Annotated in this window: 14 protein-coding genes; 9 read left to right on the top strand and 5 right to left on the bottom strand. The window is 63.8% G+C overall.

All coding sequences use genetic code 11. The annotated features are described in order from the left end of the window. The first annotated feature begins 8 nt into the window (after window positions 1-8). The 7 genes from tssM (at window position 9) to GYA94_RS15570 (ending at window position 8,956) form a co-directional block, all read left to right on the top strand. The gene (tssM, locus tag GYA94_RS15600) at window positions 9-3,593 is read left to right on the top strand and encodes a type VI secretion system membrane subunit TssM (protein ID WP_161892652.1); all 3,585 of its coding nucleotides are present in this window, start codon (window positions 9-11) and stop codon (window positions 3,591-3,593) included. A 228-nt stretch (window positions 3,594-3,821) separates the two neighbouring features. Further along, the gene (locus tag GYA94_RS15595; RefSeq protein WP_161892651.1) at window positions 3,822-4,400 is read left to right on the top strand and encodes a GNAT family N-acetyltransferase; all 579 of its coding nucleotides are present in this window, start codon (window positions 3,822-3,824) and stop codon (window positions 4,398-4,400) included. A 72-nt stretch (window positions 4,401-4,472) separates the two neighbouring features. Then, window positions 4,473-5,195: an iron-containing redox enzyme family protein gene (locus GYA94_RS15590; protein WP_009686353.1), complete on the top strand. Its 723-nt coding sequence runs from the start codon at window positions 4,473-4,475 to the stop codon at window positions 5,193-5,195. Window positions 5,196-5,217: 22 nt separating this feature from the next. Next, entirely contained in the window at window positions 5,218-6,447 is a 1,230-nt protein-coding gene (locus tag GYA94_RS15585; RefSeq protein ID WP_161892650.1) for an MFS transporter, read from the top strand. Between the two features lie 45 nt (window positions 6,448-6,492). Next, complete coding sequence (locus GYA94_RS15580; protein ID WP_047149823.1) at window positions 6,493-7,743, top strand: aminotransferase class I/II-fold pyridoxal phosphate-dependent enzyme; 1,251 nt, start codon at window positions 6,493-6,495, stop codon at window positions 7,741-7,743. Further along, complete coding sequence (locus GYA94_RS15575) at window positions 7,736-7,963, top strand: hypothetical protein (RefSeq protein ID WP_054911800.1); 228 nt, start codon at window positions 7,736-7,738, stop codon at window positions 7,961-7,963. The genes GYA94_RS15580 and GYA94_RS15575 overlap by 8 nt, the downstream gene beginning before the upstream one ends. Window positions 7,964-8,029: 66 nt before the next feature. Then, on the top strand, window positions 8,030-8,956 hold the full coding sequence (locus GYA94_RS15570; protein ID WP_161892649.1) for a dienelactone hydrolase family protein: 927 nt from the start codon (window positions 8,030-8,032) through the stop codon (window positions 8,954-8,956). 2 nt (window positions 8,957-8,958) lie between these two features. Here the strand turns inward: GYA94_RS15570 and GYA94_RS15565 are convergent, their stop codons facing one another. Next, window positions 8,959-9,930 carry a GlxA family transcriptional regulator gene (locus tag GYA94_RS15565; RefSeq protein WP_054911798.1) on the bottom strand — a complete coding sequence of 324 codons (972 nt, stop codon included), beginning with the start codon at window positions 9,928-9,930 and terminating at the stop codon, window positions 8,959-8,961. 209 nt (window positions 9,931-10,139) lie between these two features. Here GYA94_RS15565 and GYA94_RS15560 point away from each other — a divergent pair, with 209 nt between their 5' ends. Beyond that, complete coding sequence (locus GYA94_RS15560) at window positions 10,140-10,418, top strand: hypothetical protein (protein WP_161892648.1); 279 nt, start codon at window positions 10,140-10,142, stop codon at window positions 10,416-10,418. A gap of 158 nt (window positions 10,419-10,576) precedes the next feature. Here the strand turns inward: GYA94_RS15560 and GYA94_RS15555 are convergent, their stop codons facing one another. The 4 genes from GYA94_RS15555 to GYA94_RS15540 are packed head-to-tail and all read right to left on the bottom strand — an operon-like array spanning window position 10,577 to window position 13,759. Beyond that, window positions 10,577-11,638 carry a beta/alpha barrel domain-containing protein gene (locus GYA94_RS15555; protein ID WP_161892647.1) on the bottom strand — a complete coding sequence of 354 codons (1,062 nt, stop codon included), beginning with the start codon at window positions 11,636-11,638 and terminating at the stop codon, window positions 10,577-10,579. A gap of 10 nt (window positions 11,639-11,648) precedes the next feature. Then, on the bottom strand, window positions 11,649-12,581 hold the full coding sequence (locus tag GYA94_RS15550) for a DUF6282 family protein (protein WP_054911795.1): 933 nt from the start codon (window positions 12,579-12,581) through the stop codon (window positions 11,649-11,651). Window positions 12,582-12,608: 27 nt separating this feature from the next. Beyond that, window positions 12,609-13,367 carry an HpcH/HpaI aldolase family protein gene (locus GYA94_RS15545; protein WP_161892646.1) on the bottom strand — a complete coding sequence of 253 codons (759 nt, stop codon included), beginning with the start codon at window positions 13,365-13,367 and terminating at the stop codon, window positions 12,609-12,611. After that, window positions 13,364-13,759: a cupin domain-containing protein gene (locus GYA94_RS15540; protein WP_054911793.1), complete on the bottom strand. Its 396-nt coding sequence runs from the start codon at window positions 13,757-13,759 to the stop codon at window positions 13,364-13,366. Before GYA94_RS15540 ends, GYA94_RS15545 begins: the two co-directional genes overlap by 4 nt. 183 nt (window positions 13,760-13,942) lie before the next feature. Here GYA94_RS15540 and GYA94_RS15535 point away from each other — a divergent pair. After that, window positions 13,943-14,400 (top strand): aldehyde dehydrogenase family protein (locus GYA94_RS15535; RefSeq protein ID WP_161892645.1); only part of this gene is annotated, 458 nt, incomplete at its 3' end.

Here is a 14,400-nt window from a genome sequence, read left to right as displayed (position 1 = left end):
GACCCGCCATGAATCAACGATGGACGCTATTGAAACGTTGGCTTTTGCCCCTGGCGACTCGAGTCGGCCTGGCCATGCCTGTGCTGCTTGTGCTGGGCAGCGTGCTGCTGCTGGTCGCCATCTGGTGGCTTGGCCCACAGTGGGCATGGCGTGAACAGCATCCGCTTGCCAGCATCGCGCACCGCAGCCTGGCCAGCCTGGTGCTCGTACTGGTGCCGCTGCTGTGCTGGCTGTTGGTGCTGCGCAGGCGCTATGTGCACCTTCAGGCAGAGCGCAACGAGGCGGCGGCCGCAGAGCTGGATAGCGTATTGCCGTTGCTTCGGGCCCAGGAAAACGCCTTGGACCAAGGGCTGGCGCGATTGCTCGGCAGTGCCGGAGGGCGGCGTGCCCTGTACCGATTGCCCTGGTACCTGGTGATAGGCGACCAACATGCGGGCAAGTCCAGTTTCATTGACCGTACGGAGCAAAGCTTTTCCCTGACACGGATCGGCACGGTGCAGGCGCGGGATACACAGGCGCAGGCGCTGGCCTTCCCGATAGGCTGGTGGGTCAGCAACGAGGCGGTGATCATCGATCCGCCCGGGGCCTTTATCAGGCAGGACTCGCCAGCAGGCTCGCCCGCCGGGGCGCCAGGTGCCCCGCAAGTGCCACCGGCTACACCCGCCAGGCTCTGGCAGCACCTGCTGGGTTGGCTGGTGCACAATCGCAGCCAGCGGGCACTCAATGGCATGGTGCTGGTCGTGGACCTGCCTGCGTTATTGCAGGGTACGCCCGAGCAGCGTGTTGCCTTGGCCCACAGGCTGCGCACGCGGCTGTACGAAGTCAGCAGCCAGTTGGGCTCGCGCCTGCCGTTGTATGTGGTACTGAGCAAATTCGACCTGCTGGACGGCTTCGACCAGCTCTATGCGGGCCTCCCCGTCGACCTGCGGGAAAACATGCTGGGCTTCACCTTCAAGCTGGATACGGTCGGCACCTTCGATGCCTGGCTGGAGGAGTATGGCGATCATTACCAGCAGTTGCTCAGTCGGCTGTTCGAGCAGGTGGTGGATCGACTCGATACCTTGGCCAGTGCGCCGCAGCGCGCGCGGCTGTTCTCGTTGCATGCCCAGTTGATCGGCTTGCGCCCGATACTGCTGGGTTTCCTGAAAGAAACGCTGGCGAGTGACCGCTACACCACACCCGCCCTGGTGCGGGGGGTGTACTGGTCTTCGGTCATTCAGCAAGGTGACGTGCTCAATGCCTTCGTGCGCGAGTCAGCCCAGCCCTACAACACAGCGCTTCCGTTGCTGGAGGGCAAGGCGCAAGGCAAAGCGTTTGCCTACTTCATCCAGCACGCGTTCCGGCGTGTCATCTACAAGGAGGCGGGGCTTGCCGGAGACAACATCAAGGTGGCGCGCAGCAAGCGCCGGTTGTTATGGGTCGGCTCGGGTGTAGGCATGCTGGCTTTCTGTGTTGCCGTAGCCAGCTGGCAGCGCTTTTTCGACATCAATGGCGCCAAGGCCGCCAACGTGCTCGCCAAAAGCCGGGAGTACAGCCACCACCAGGTGGATCAGCGCCTGGACCCGACCGGGCGCAACCTGCTGGAGCCGCTGGACCAGATCCGCGATGCGGTTTCGGTGTTTGGCGACTACCGCGCCGCCTGGCCGGGTGTTTCCGATCTAGGCCTCTACCAGGGGCGTATCATTGGCCCGCGTGTCGATGAGGCTTACCTCAGCTTGCTCTCCAGGCGATTCCTGCCGGCCTTGGCCAGTGGCGTGATCGACGCCATGGATGCCGCTGCGCCAGGCAGTGAACGGCAAATGGCTGCCCTGCGGGTTTACCGTATGCTGGAAGACCGCCAGAACCGGCGGCCTGAGTGGGTCGAGACATGGATGGCCCGCCAGTGGCAGCAACAGTTTCCTGGCCAAGGGCAGCTGCAGCGCGACCTCATGCGCCACCTGAAGTACGCCTTGGCCTATGCCGACACCGAGTTGCCGCAGTACCGCCAGCGTATCGCCGTGGTGCAGGCGGCGTTGCGCAAGGTGCCGTTACCGGAGCGGGTATATGCCGGGCTCAAGCAGCAGGCTCAGGAACACCTGCTCACGGGCGTGGATCTGCGTCAGCAGGTCGGTCCCGCGTTCGACGTGGTATACCAGCGCTCGGCTGGGGCCAGCGGCGAGGATGTGCGACTGGCGCCGATACACACCGCCAAGGGTTTCAAGGAGTACTTCGAGCCCCGCAGCCAACGCTTCGCCGACATGGCGATGATCGACCAGTGGGCGCTGGGTGAGCGCAGCCAGCTGGAGTACTCGGACGCTGACCGGGCAGTGTTGAGCGAGCGTCTGCGCAACCTGTACAGCGCCGACTACATAAACAGCTGGCGGCGTGCATTGAATGCCGTTTCGGTGGCGGATTTTCACGACCTCGAACACGGCGTAATGGTCCTGCAGCAGCTGACCGGGCCCGCGGCGCCGTGGCACCGGCTGCTGGCTACGGTGAAAGACAACACTTCGCTGTCATCGGCTGAGGTACCCGACACGGGCAGCGCCAGCGACACGCTCATGCCCAAGGGCAGCGAGCCCGAGCGCCAGCAGGCCTGGGCCATCCAGCGGGCTTTTGCGGGGCTGAGCGGGATGCTGCATGCAACGCAAGACAAGCCAAGCTACTACGATGAAGTGCTGGCGGCCATGGTGGCCGTGCACGATTACGCCAAGGCCGTGCAGGGCAGCCCAGACCGGGGCAAGGCCGCGCTGCAAGCGGTGCAGCAGCGCTTTGCGATGACCGGCCCAGACCCGATCGGCACCCTGCAACGGGTGGCCACCGGTTTGCCTGAACCGCTCAATCACCACGCCAGGAAGGTGGCCGATGAAACCGCCCGGGTGCTGCACATCGAAGCCCTGCGCGAACTGGAGCGGCGCTGGGACACCGAGGTCTACAGCTTCTTCCAGCAGCGCCTTGCCGGGCGTTACCCTTTCGTGGCCAGGGCGCCGGATGCGTCGCTGGATGACTTCGAGGCGTTCTTCGGGCCGCAGGGGCGGTTGCAGCGCTTCAGTGATCAATACCTGAAGGCATTCCTGCACGACAACCTCGAGGCGCTGCGCGCCGGCCCGCAAGGGCAGTCGCTGATCCGCAGCGATGTGATCGAGCAGTTGGCGCTGGCCAACCGCATTCGCGAAACCTTCTTCGACCAGCGTGGCAACCTGAGCGTGCAGTTCAGCATCGAGCCGCTGGGGCTCAGCGCTAACCAGCGCACCAGCCTGCTGGACCTTGACGGCCAGCTGATTGCCTACACCCATGGCCCGCGGCAGCTCACCGGCATCATCTGGCCGAACACGCTTGGCCGGCACGTGCGCAGTAACCTGACCCTGCTCAGGCAGAACGGCAGTAGCAGCCGCCTGGAGTACCGCGGCCCCTGGTCGATGTTCCGCTTGCTCAGCCGCGGTTCGCTCAATGGGCGAACCGCAACCAGCGTGGACCTGAGCTTCAGCACCGGTGATGGCGTGATGCGCTACCGGCTCAGCGCTGAAAAAGCGTTCAACCCCATTACACAGGAACCGTTCGAGGGCTTCCAGTTACCCCGTGGGTTGCTGCAGCCGCTTGAAGCCCGGCTGTAAGGCGGGGTTCGCAAGGGCGCAGGGATCGTTTGAAAAATGCCACGGCACCAACCGGGTGCGCGACCCTGCCCGCCGAGCAGGCGGCGCGGTGCAGCACAGCGTCTGCGCCGCGGTTCCCGGCCAGGTTGAGGGTTGTCACTATCTTTCCGTTTTCTGTCCGATTGCCTGCTTACTCCACGTTACACCTAAACGGTTAAATCCCTGCCTGAACGTACACGGGATTTCACCATGAACACCTCCCTCTCCTTGGCGCCACAAGTTTCCACCGAGGCGCAGTTGCAATGGCTACAACGGGCTGACCGTACTGTTGCACTGGACATCATGAAGCTCATCAACAGCACGGTTGAGGATGGCGGGGTGCTGGGCTACGAGCAGGCGATGTCGGCCGACCAGGGTGTCGATTTCGCCGCGGCGTTGCAGGCGCGTATCGAGGGCGGGCATACCCATGCTTTGCTCGGCCGTGCACCTGCCGGCGCGGCGTGCCTGGTCATCCTGTCCCGTAGCAGCATGCCCAACTGCCGCCACATCGCTGACCTGAGCAAAGGCGTGGTACACCCAGACTACCGGGGCTCCGGGCTGGTGGCCCGGGCCTTCGCGGAAATCGTGCGGCTGTGCCAGGCGAAGGGTATCGAACTGCTGACCCTGGACGTACGCGAAGGCACCCGTGCCCACCGCCTATGGCAACGCTTCGGGTTTCAGACCTACGGCGTGCTCGACGACTACGCGCGGGTCAACGGTGTGAAGCACCGCGGCCACTACATGGCCCAGTCAGTACAAAGCCTGGCCCAGCGACTCAACCTGAGCTGAAGCGCCCTCAATCGTTCGCCTGCGGCCATCGCCGCCAAGGGCCCCCTTTTCCATCATTCAAGGAACGCCACCATGGCCTTGTCGACTGCAGCCTTTCGCGATCAGCTGGAGCAGAAACTGCACCACCATCTGACGCTGTCTCACCCGATCTTCGAAGCCCTGCTTTCACCTGAAGGCAACAAGCCGCTGCTGCGCAAGGTCGCGCTGCAAGGTTACCAACTCACCAAGTACTTCCTGACTTATGTCGAGCACCTGTTCTTCCATTGCCCGCTGCCTGCCCACAAGCGCGCGCTGATCACCAACTGCTTCGAGGAGGAGACCGGGCGGCTCTCGCGTACCGATAACCATGTGGTGCTCATGCAGAATTTCTTGCGTGCACTGGGCATCAGCGATGCCGAGCGTGATGCCGAGCAACCGCTGCCGGCCACCTGGGAGCTGATCGACTACCGCCTGCAGGCGGTACGTGACCCGGCGCGTTACCACGTGGGGGCTGCCGCGGTGATGATCGCCAGCGAGGGGCAAAACCTCGAGACCGTTGCCGGTGATGCACGTCACGTGCTGCTCGGCCGGGCGTACGGCCTGACCGAGCACGACTTGCTGTTCTTCTCCGTGCACCAGAAGGAAGACGTTGGCCACGTCAACGAAGGCCTGGATCTGGTTTCGCAGCTGTGCACCACGGCCCAGATGCAACAAGAGGCGTTGCAAGCGGTAGATCACACCTGCCAGCTGTTCTACGCGATGTACGAAAACATGTACCAGGTGTATTGCCGGGCTCCCCAGGCCGAAGCGGTGTAATACCCCGCGCAGAGGATTGGCCATGAAACAGAAATTCAGCTCAACCCTGATCGTCTCGGTGCTGGTAGTCGGCTTCGTGGTGATGTTCCTGTCCAGCGCCCTGAAAGGGCTGTACCAAGTGTACTTCGTCGACCTGGCCACGCACTTTGGTGGCGGGCGTGCAGCCTTGGCCACGGCAGGTTCTTTGTTCGTGCTGACCATTGGCCTGGTGTCGCCGGTGGTGGGTTGGCTGAGCGACCGGGTTGGGCCGCTGAGCACGGTTGCCCTGGGCAGCGTAAGTGCAGGGGTGGTGCTGCTGGGGGTGACCTTGGTCGGCAGCCAGCTGATGCTGTTCACCCTGTTGTATGGCCTGCTGGGTGCCTTCGCCCTTGCCGCGATGACGTACGTACCCATGGGCATTCTGGTCGATCGCCTGGTCGCAGAGCGTTTCAAGGCCTTCGCCTTCGCTTTCGTGACCAATGGTACGTCGATCGGCTTCATCGTGCTTTCGCCGCTGTGGATCATGCTGCAGCAGCGCGTGGGCTGGCAGCCGGTGTTCTCCTGGGTCGGCCTGATCTTCCTGGTGCCGTTGAGCCTGGCGCTGTACTGGGTGGCGCGCACCGTTCCGCTCAAGCCCGACCCGCAGGCGGCGCTGGTCAAGCACTCGGTCGCGTTTCTGTTGCGTGATTCGCGGTTCTTCGTATTGGCCCTCAGCTTCGCCAGCTGTGGGGCCACCATGGCGTTCATCGACGTGCACCTGGTGTCGTTCTGGCAGGGCGAGGGGCTGACTAGTTCGGTACAAGCCAGCGGCCTGAGCTTGCTGGGTGTGCTGGAACTGGTCAGTGGCCTGATGGCTGGGTGGCTGGCTACCCGCTACAACAAAGGGCTGCTGCTGATGATGTTCTACCTGCTGCGTACGGCGGCGGTGATCGTCCTGCTGACCACGCCCGGGCCGCTGGGTACCTACCTGTTTGCGGTGCTGTTCGGTGCCAGTTACCTGGGTACGGTGGTGCTCACGTCAGCATTCTGCTTTGCCCTGTATGGCGCCGAAATCAAAGGCAAGGTGTTTGGCCTGCTGTTCCTCGTACACCAGCTGGGTGCGTTGCTGGCCACACAGCTCGGCGCCCTGGATTTCGACCGGCATCAAAGCTACCAGTTGACCCTGGTTGGCCTGGCGACGGCCACCGTGATGGCTGCACTGGCTTCCCTGTGGCTGGTTTCGGCACGCGTGGCCGCAGAAGCCTCGGCCCCGCCAGTGGCTGAAGCGGAATAGCCCCGATCAACTGCGCATTGTTCAATGCAAACAAGGAGATGCACCATGCAATCGTCTGCGATTGGCCTGGACGGCTTTGACGCAACTTCGGCGCTGCATAGCAATCGGGTCAGCGATTTGTCCGATGTTTTCTGCGAGCCATTGGCCATGACGTCTGCTTATACCTTTGCGTCGGCGCAAGAGGCTGCAGAACGTTTCAGCGGGCAACAGCAGGGTAATGTGTACAGCCGCTTCACCAACCCCACGGTGCAAGCCTTCGAAGGCCGCGTGGCGGCGCTCGAACAAGCGGAAGACGCGGTGGCGTTCGCTTCCGGGATGGGCGCGTTCACCGCGCTGTGCCATGGGTTCCTGCAGCAGGGTGACAACATTGTCTGCAGCCGCGATGTGTTCGGTACCACTGCCAGTGCCTTCAGCGTTTACATGGCGCGGTTCGGCATCGAGGCGCGGTTCGTCGACCTTACCGACCTGGGCCAGTGGCAGCAGGCGATCGACGACAAGACCCGCCTGGTGGTGCTGGAATCCCCCTCCAATCCGCTGCTGAAAATTGGTGACATCCGTGCCATCAGCCTGCTGGCGCACGCCAAGGATGCGCTGGTCGTGGTGGACAACACCCTGTTGACGCCGGTGCTCCAGCGCCCGCACAGCCTGGGTGCGGACTTGGTCATCCATTCGGCGGGCAAGTACATGGACGGCCAGGGGCGTGCGCTGGCCGGTGTAGTGACCGGTTCCAAGAGCCTGATGCAGGTGTTGAGGGGCGTGTTGCGCACGTTGGGTATTTCCTGCAGCCCGTTCAATGCCTGGTTGTTGCTCAAAAGCCTGGAAACCCTCGAAATCCGCATGCTGCGGGTGCAACAGGGCGCCCTGGAGCTGGCGCAGTGGCTTGGCGAACAACCCTTGGTCAGTGCTGTGCATTACACCGGCCTGGCGCAACACCCTCAGCATGCCTTGGCGTGCAGGCAACAGGACGGCCATGGTGGCTTGCTGAGTTTCGAGATCTTCGGCGGGCAGGCAGCGGCCTGGCAATGGATCGATCAACTGCAGTGCGTGGCGCGCTGCACCAATATTGGTGATACCCGCAGCATGGTCACGCACCCGGCCAGCACCACCCATGGCCGCCTGGATGCGCAAGCACGGCGCCACGCCGGCATTTCCGACGGGTTGATCAGGCTGTGCGTCGGCCTGGAGCGGGTGAGCGATATCAAGGCCGACCTGCAACAGGCCTTCGATGCCGTGGCCTACCAACCCACGGTCCAGGCAGCGCAGGGCCGCCCCCGCAGTGTGGTCGCCAATGGCTGAACTGCTCGCTTCCGGGTTCTCCATTGGGGTGTTTGCCGTGGGCATGCAATTGCTCGCCCTGGTCGCGGTGTATGGCGCGTGCACTGCCCGGCAAGTGCGCGGTTATGCCGTGGCGTTCGGCTTGGGGTGCTGTGTGCTGATCGCAATGGTGGTACTGGACCCGTTGGCGCTTGGCCGCTGGCCCATAGAGGGTGTGGCAGCGATGACGATGTGCGGCTGAGACGGGCGTCCGTTCTTTGTGAAACAGCAGCAATAAAAGCCCGTAGGGGCGTTCAGGAGTCGTTAAATGTATAAAAAATTGGCCATCAGCCTGTTATTGGGGTGTGCGCTGCCGTTCGCAGCGGCCCAGGCTGAGGTTGCATCCGACGCTGGCGAGACTGTGGCCAGCGTCAGCAAACGGCTGGTTTCGTTCTACAGCCAGCCCCTGCCTTCTGCCGGCAAACTGAAACCGATCAGGGTGCCAGCGGTGCTGTCCATGCCGGCAAACCAGGCCGGGCCAGCACCGGCTGTGGTGATATTGCACGGCTCGGCGGGGATGGACTCACGTGGGCCGTTGCACGCGGCCGACCTCAATGCCCGCGGCATCGCCACGCTGGAACTGGACATGTGGGGCGCGCGCCGGCTGGCTGGCGGTGCACAGGGGCGGCCGCCCCGGGTTCACGATACCTTGCCGGACCTGGCGGGGGCCTTGGCTTACCTGGCCAATCAGCCAGGGGTCGATAGCGAGCGGGTAGGGGTGCTCGGGTTTTCATGGGGTGGCGCCCAGGCCATGCTCGCCGCGTCTGCGTCCATCGACGATGAGCTGCAACAGGCCTCTGGGGTGCGCCCCGTAGCCTTGGCAGCGTTCTATCCCGTGTGCTGGGGATACAACCGTGTGCCAGGCTATGACTTGAAGCACCTGGCGCCGGCCCGCCTGCTGGTGCTGGTCGGTGAAAAGGACCAGTACGATGATGACCCCAAGGCTTGTACCAAATTGGTTGCAAGCCTGCCTGCCGAAGACCAGGCACGGGCAACGGTGCTGGTCTACCCCGGTGCCGAGCATGGCTTCAATGGCCTGGAAGCCGCGCAGGAATACAAGGACCCGTTCCTGCACCGTGGCCAGGGCGGCTTGGGGCGCTCGGCACCGGACCCAGCAGCCCGGGAGGCGTCGCGCAAGGCTGTGGTAGCGTTTTTCACAGACAGTTTCGCCACCCCCACCGTGAGTGGTCGCTGATACTAGGTGTTTTCCTGGGTGATCACGCTGCGAAACTGCAGCGGCGGTTGCGGCATTTCCCGCCGCCAGGCCAGGCGAAAGGCATGGCTGCTGCCGTAACCGCAACGTTCGGCGATCTGTTCCACATTCAGGCGGCTGCCGCGTAACAGGTCACGGGCCAGGTCGATGCGTTGGGCGCGCAGGTAGTCCTGCAGGGTTTGCCCCGTGTTCTCGCGAAACAGGCGTGCCAGGTGCCGGTAGCTGACATTGAACTGGCTGGCCAGTTGTTCGAAGCTGAAACTGCTGCCCAGGTGCGTGTCGATATAGTCCTGGGCCGCGTGTACCAGCGGGTGGATGTGGTTGCGTGCCAGGTCGGCCGCGCGCAGTTGCACATCTTCGCCAGCACGGCGACGGTAGATCACCAGTTCCTGGGCCACCTGGTTGGCCACGGCTTTGCCGAAGTGCAGCGACACGATATGCAAGGCCAGGTCGGTGCCGCTGGACACGCCCGCCGAGGTGAACACACCGTCGTCCTCCACGAAAAGGCGATTTTCCAGCACCTTGGCTTTTGGGTAGCGTGCCTGCAGCAAGCCGACATAGCGGTGATGGGTGGTGCATTCACGGCCGTTCAGCAGCCCGGCTTCGCCCAGCAGGAACGCGCCGGTGCAGATGGAACAGAGTTGCACGTCTGGGGTTTGCCCCATCACGTTCGCCAGCCACTGCGCGGTTGCGGCCAAGGTCGCAGCGTCGCTGGGGCTGGTAGACAGCTTGTTGCCGACCACGAACAGCAAATCTTCGGGCGAAAGCTGTTCGGGCAGGGGATGCAAGCCGCTCAAGGTCACACCTTGATAGCTGCTCATCTGTTGTCTGGCTGCGATGCAACGGACGCTGACCGGCGCCAACCGGAGCTCTTCCAGGCTGGCCATGATCTGCAGCGGCCCGCCGAGGTCCAGAATGTGTGTGCCCGGGAGTAACAAGAACCAAATGGTGCGCATGACGGTATTCCTATGATGTTCAAGCGCCTGACGTAAAGCGGCACCTCAGCAAAATAGCGTCAAAAGGCCATGCAGTGAAAGCCTGGCCGGACCAGGCGCTGGCAATAGGAAAACTCAATGTTGACCATTGAATAGGGGCAACAGCCACCGGCGCTGGCCAGCGATAAACTCCAGACGTTCGCTGTGAAGGCGTGTTGAGGGACCTGGGTGTGGACAGCCAGTATGAAATCCATTTCGTGCGTGCAGGGCACAAAGAGGTCGTGCGTGTGTGTGCCCCCAGCATGTCACACCAGCGGGCATTGGGCATTGCGCTCATGCATGTGGGGGCCTGTTACGGTCAGCTCGGCGTGGATGCCGACCTCATGGCTTTGGCTGAGCGGCTATCTGTTTCACAGGTGCGCTGGAACCGAGCCAGTCATACCATGTCGTTCGCGGAACGCTCTTCGCGCCAGGCCGTGAAGCTATGGGACCGTCAGGGCAGCCAGTAACCATCCATACTTGGCCAAGGCCTGCATTCGCAAAGGTGGTGCAATGCTGTTCGCGGACCGCCTCGGCTTTCTGTTCCAAGGCGGCCTGCGGTGCAAACCTGGCAACCTTCAGGGGGCCAGGAACCGCCAGCTTTCAGTGATTTCCCGGCCCACCTGCTTCAGCCGGGAAACCCTGGGCACTTTGGGGCGAAGCCTGCCCACCAGCCGGGCCGGCTGGGTTGCTGCTGGTAGGTCTCAACCCGATCGGCGGCGCTGCCAAGCAACTCGGCCACGCTGGAACCGCGCCCCGCCACATAGGCGTCCAGCTCGCGCACCGCTTCTTCCAGTACCGCGTACCCGCCGGTGAACACCGCCGAAGTCATCTGCGTGGCACAGGCCCCTGCCAACAGGAAACGGGCCACATCGCGCCCGCTGCGTGCCCCGTTGGTGGCGATCAGCGGGTAGTCGTCGGCCATTGCCTTGCGCGTTTGCATCACCCAGCGCGCGGTCAGCGGCAGCGCCCAACTGCCGCCGATCGCCGCACTGGTGCCGAGCAACGGCAAGCCCGTTTCCAGGTCCGGCAGGAAACCCATGAACCTGCCCATCAGCACCACACTGTCGGCACCGCCACGGCGCGCTGCCTGGGCAAGGCCCACCACGTCCTCGCTCTGCCCGGTCAGCTTGATCCACAAGGGCAGGCTGGTCGCCTGGCGCAGCCGCCGGACGATCGCTTCGATCCGCGCTGCACCGCGCTCCAGCACAATGGCGCCCTTGGCCGCTTCCTCGCCATGCGGGGCGCCGATATTCAGTTCGAGCACCCGCAAGCCGGCCTGCTCGATGCGCTGGGCAAACGCGGCGCACTGCTCCAGGTCACTGAGAATCAGGCTGGGAACCACGTATGCCTGCTGTTCGCGCGCTTCGCGGTCCAGCACCACCAGCTCTGCCAGCCACTCGTCGAACCCCCGCTGCAGCAGCCCGGAGCGGCCGAACAGGCTGGCTTCGGCTGGCGGCCGGAAATTCCAGGGCAGGCGGTTCCACTGCGCGTCCAGCAGCACGTAGTCGGTCTTGTCCAACTGGTCCTTGGCGGCCTGTGATTCGTTGGTGGACTTCGCCACCACCGCCCCGGCGCCGGTGGCCAGTGCAGCGCGGATGGCGGCAGCGGTCATGGTCTGCTCACCGGCGCCACAGATCACCGGGTTTTTCATGGTCAAGCGGCCAATCTGCGTGGTCAGTCGTGTCATGCCCGTGCCCTCACAGGTTCATCAGGCGCGCGGCGTTGCCCGAGATCATCTTGCGGATGTCTGCGTCGCTGTACTGCAAGTCCAGCAACTGGCCAATGACATTGCGAAAGCCGTCGGCGATACCTGGGTTGCCCTGCTGGCCGAGGTCCGAACCCAGGATGGTCAAGTCGACGGTGCCAGCCTCGATCACCTCGCGCAGGAAGGTGTCGTCGTAGAACTTGAACTTCGAACCGGGTACCCACATGCACATCGAGTGCTCCATGAACACGCCGTCCTTGGCCAGTTGGCGCATGTCGTCCAGGGTGGCGTCGACCACGTAGGTCGGGTGGTTGACCAGCAAACGCTTGACCCCGCGCTGGCGGGCCTCTTCGAACAGTGGCCAGATCTCGCGGATGTTCAGGTGGCCGGCGGAAAGCACCACGTCCTGTGCGGCGATCAGGTCGAGAATGGCCTTGACCTCGTCCTTCAGGCGCCCGGCCTCGTCCAGCACGGTCAGCGGAATCGGCTGCAGCATGCGCTGCGTGGTCTGGGGGAATTTTTCGACGAACTTCACGTCCTGGTGATGGTGGGCTATGTGGTTGGCCGAAGAGAAGGTCGGCATCCACACCAGCTTCGCCCCCAGGGTCAGGCCGTGCTCCACGGCGTGTACGTTCAGCCCGCCCACGGCATTGTTCAACGGCACCCCGGACAGCATGTGCACATCCAGTTCGCTGAAGTGCTTGTTCAACAGGTGGGTGACCGGCGTGCAACTGTAGTAGTGGTCCTTGAGCAACACGGCTTTCAGGCCGGCCTCGGAGGCTTCGCGCATGGCTTCGACATGGTCGCAATAGCGCGGCATGACCGAGGGGCCGCTGTGGCAGTGCAGGTCGATGGCGCCTTTGAGCAGGCGCTCGATGTGCGCCTGGCGTGCTTCGCTGGTGGGGGTGTCGATGATGGCATTCATGGCAGGGCTCTCTTGTTGTCTGACGGGTCAGTGGGCCGACCCGGGGAATTGGCGGACTTGCTGGCCCCAGCCGGCACGCAGCAGCGCCTGGTCGGAACCGAGAATGAAGAAGCTCACGCCACGGGCAGCAAAGCGCTGCAGGTCGTCGTGGCTGGACACGAACATGCCAGTCGGCTTGCCGGCCGCCTGGGCGGCGTCCAGTACCCGGTTCACGGCGTCTTCCACGCGTGGATCGTCGAGGCGCTCGGCACCCAGCGACACGCTGAGGTCGGCACGCCCCACCAGCAGGCAGTCGATGCGCGCCAGCCGGGCCAGGTCGTGCAGGTGGTCCAGGGCTTCGCGGTCTTCGATCTGGGCGATCACCGCGTGGCGACCGTCTTCGGCGGCCAGGTGCTCGGCCAGGTTGGCGCGGCCGTAGCCACCGGCCCGGGGCGAGTTGGAAAAGCCCCGGCAACCGTCGCGGTAATGCAGCGCCTGCAACACCGCGCTGGCCTGGTCGGCACTGGTGATATGCGGCAGCACCAGGCCGTCTGCACCCAGGTCCAGCGCTTGCTGCAAGGTGGCCGGGCGTTTGTCCGGCACCCGCACCAAGCCACCGGTGCGTGCCGCGCGGCAGGCCAGCAGGCAGAGGTCCAGGGCGGCGGTACCGAAGGGGGCGTGCTCGGCGTCCAGTACTACCGCGTCCAGCCCGGCATCGCCGGCAATCTCGATCACCGCGTGGCTGGGGGTCTTGATGAAGGTGCTGAGCAGCGGTTGGCCCTGGCGCAGGCGCTGGGCGAAGGTCATGCCGGCTTACCCTTGCCATGGGTGAATTCGGCGGCCTGGTACTCGATCAGGTGGCGGTAGTCATCGCGGATTGGCGAAAACACGTCGAGGTTCATTACCACTTCATCGCCTACCGGCTCGGCGTAATGCACCACGTGGGGCGGGATGCGGATCATGCTGCCCGGGCCGCCCTCGACCACTTCGTCATCAAGGTGAAAGCGCACCCGGCCCTGCACGATGATGACCAGTTGCTCGAAGGTATGGCTGTGGGGGAACACGTCCATGCCGGGTGTCAGCCAGTTCATGACGCACAAGGTGTCGTCGCCACGGAATGCCACGCGCTCGACGCCTTTGCGCACGGTTTCGCGCGGCAGTGCATTCCAGTTGTGAAGCAGGGCCTGGGCAAGACTCATCAAGGTGTACTCCATTTCTCTTGTAGGAATAGTGTTTCTCTGTGCGATAAACCTACGCCGGCTGTCCGTACCCGGTCAAGTGCCTTTTTCGACCTTGACAGCGGTTCTGGAGCGCCCCTAGGATTGTGTCGTACAAAAAAACAACGTTTCTACAAAAGAAACAAAGTAAAGGAAGTGCCATTCATGCGAGTCATTCAATCCCTGCTGATCGACGGGCAGTGGTCTGCCGGTAACCATCCGCGCCAGGCCGACGTCTTCAACCCGGCCACCGGCGAAGTCATCGCCCACCTGGGGCTGGCAGATGCCGGCGACCTTGAACGGGCCCTTGCGGCCGCCGCGCGTGGCTTCGAGGTCTGGCGCAAGACCTCGGCCTACGAGCGCTCGAAAGTGCTGCGCCGGGCGGCCGACCTGGTGCGTGAACGTGCCGACAAGATCGCGGCGCTGATCACGCTGGAGCAGGGCAAGCCGCTGGCCGAGGCGCGCCTGGAAGCGTTCGGCGCCGGCGACCACATCGACTGGTACGCCGAGGAAGGCCGCCGCGCCTACGGCCGGGTAATCCCGCCGCGCGCCACAGGCGTTCGCCAACTGGTGCTGCGTGAGCCGATCGGCCCGGTCGCGGCGTTCAGCCCATGGAACTTCCC

Source organism: Pseudomonas juntendi (assembly GCF_009932375.1).
In the GTDB taxonomy this organism is placed as follows: Bacteria; Pseudomonadota; Gammaproteobacteria; order Pseudomonadales; family Pseudomonadaceae; genus Aquipseudomonas; species Aquipseudomonas juntendi.
This window is presented reverse-complemented; position numbering and strand designations above follow the sequence as displayed.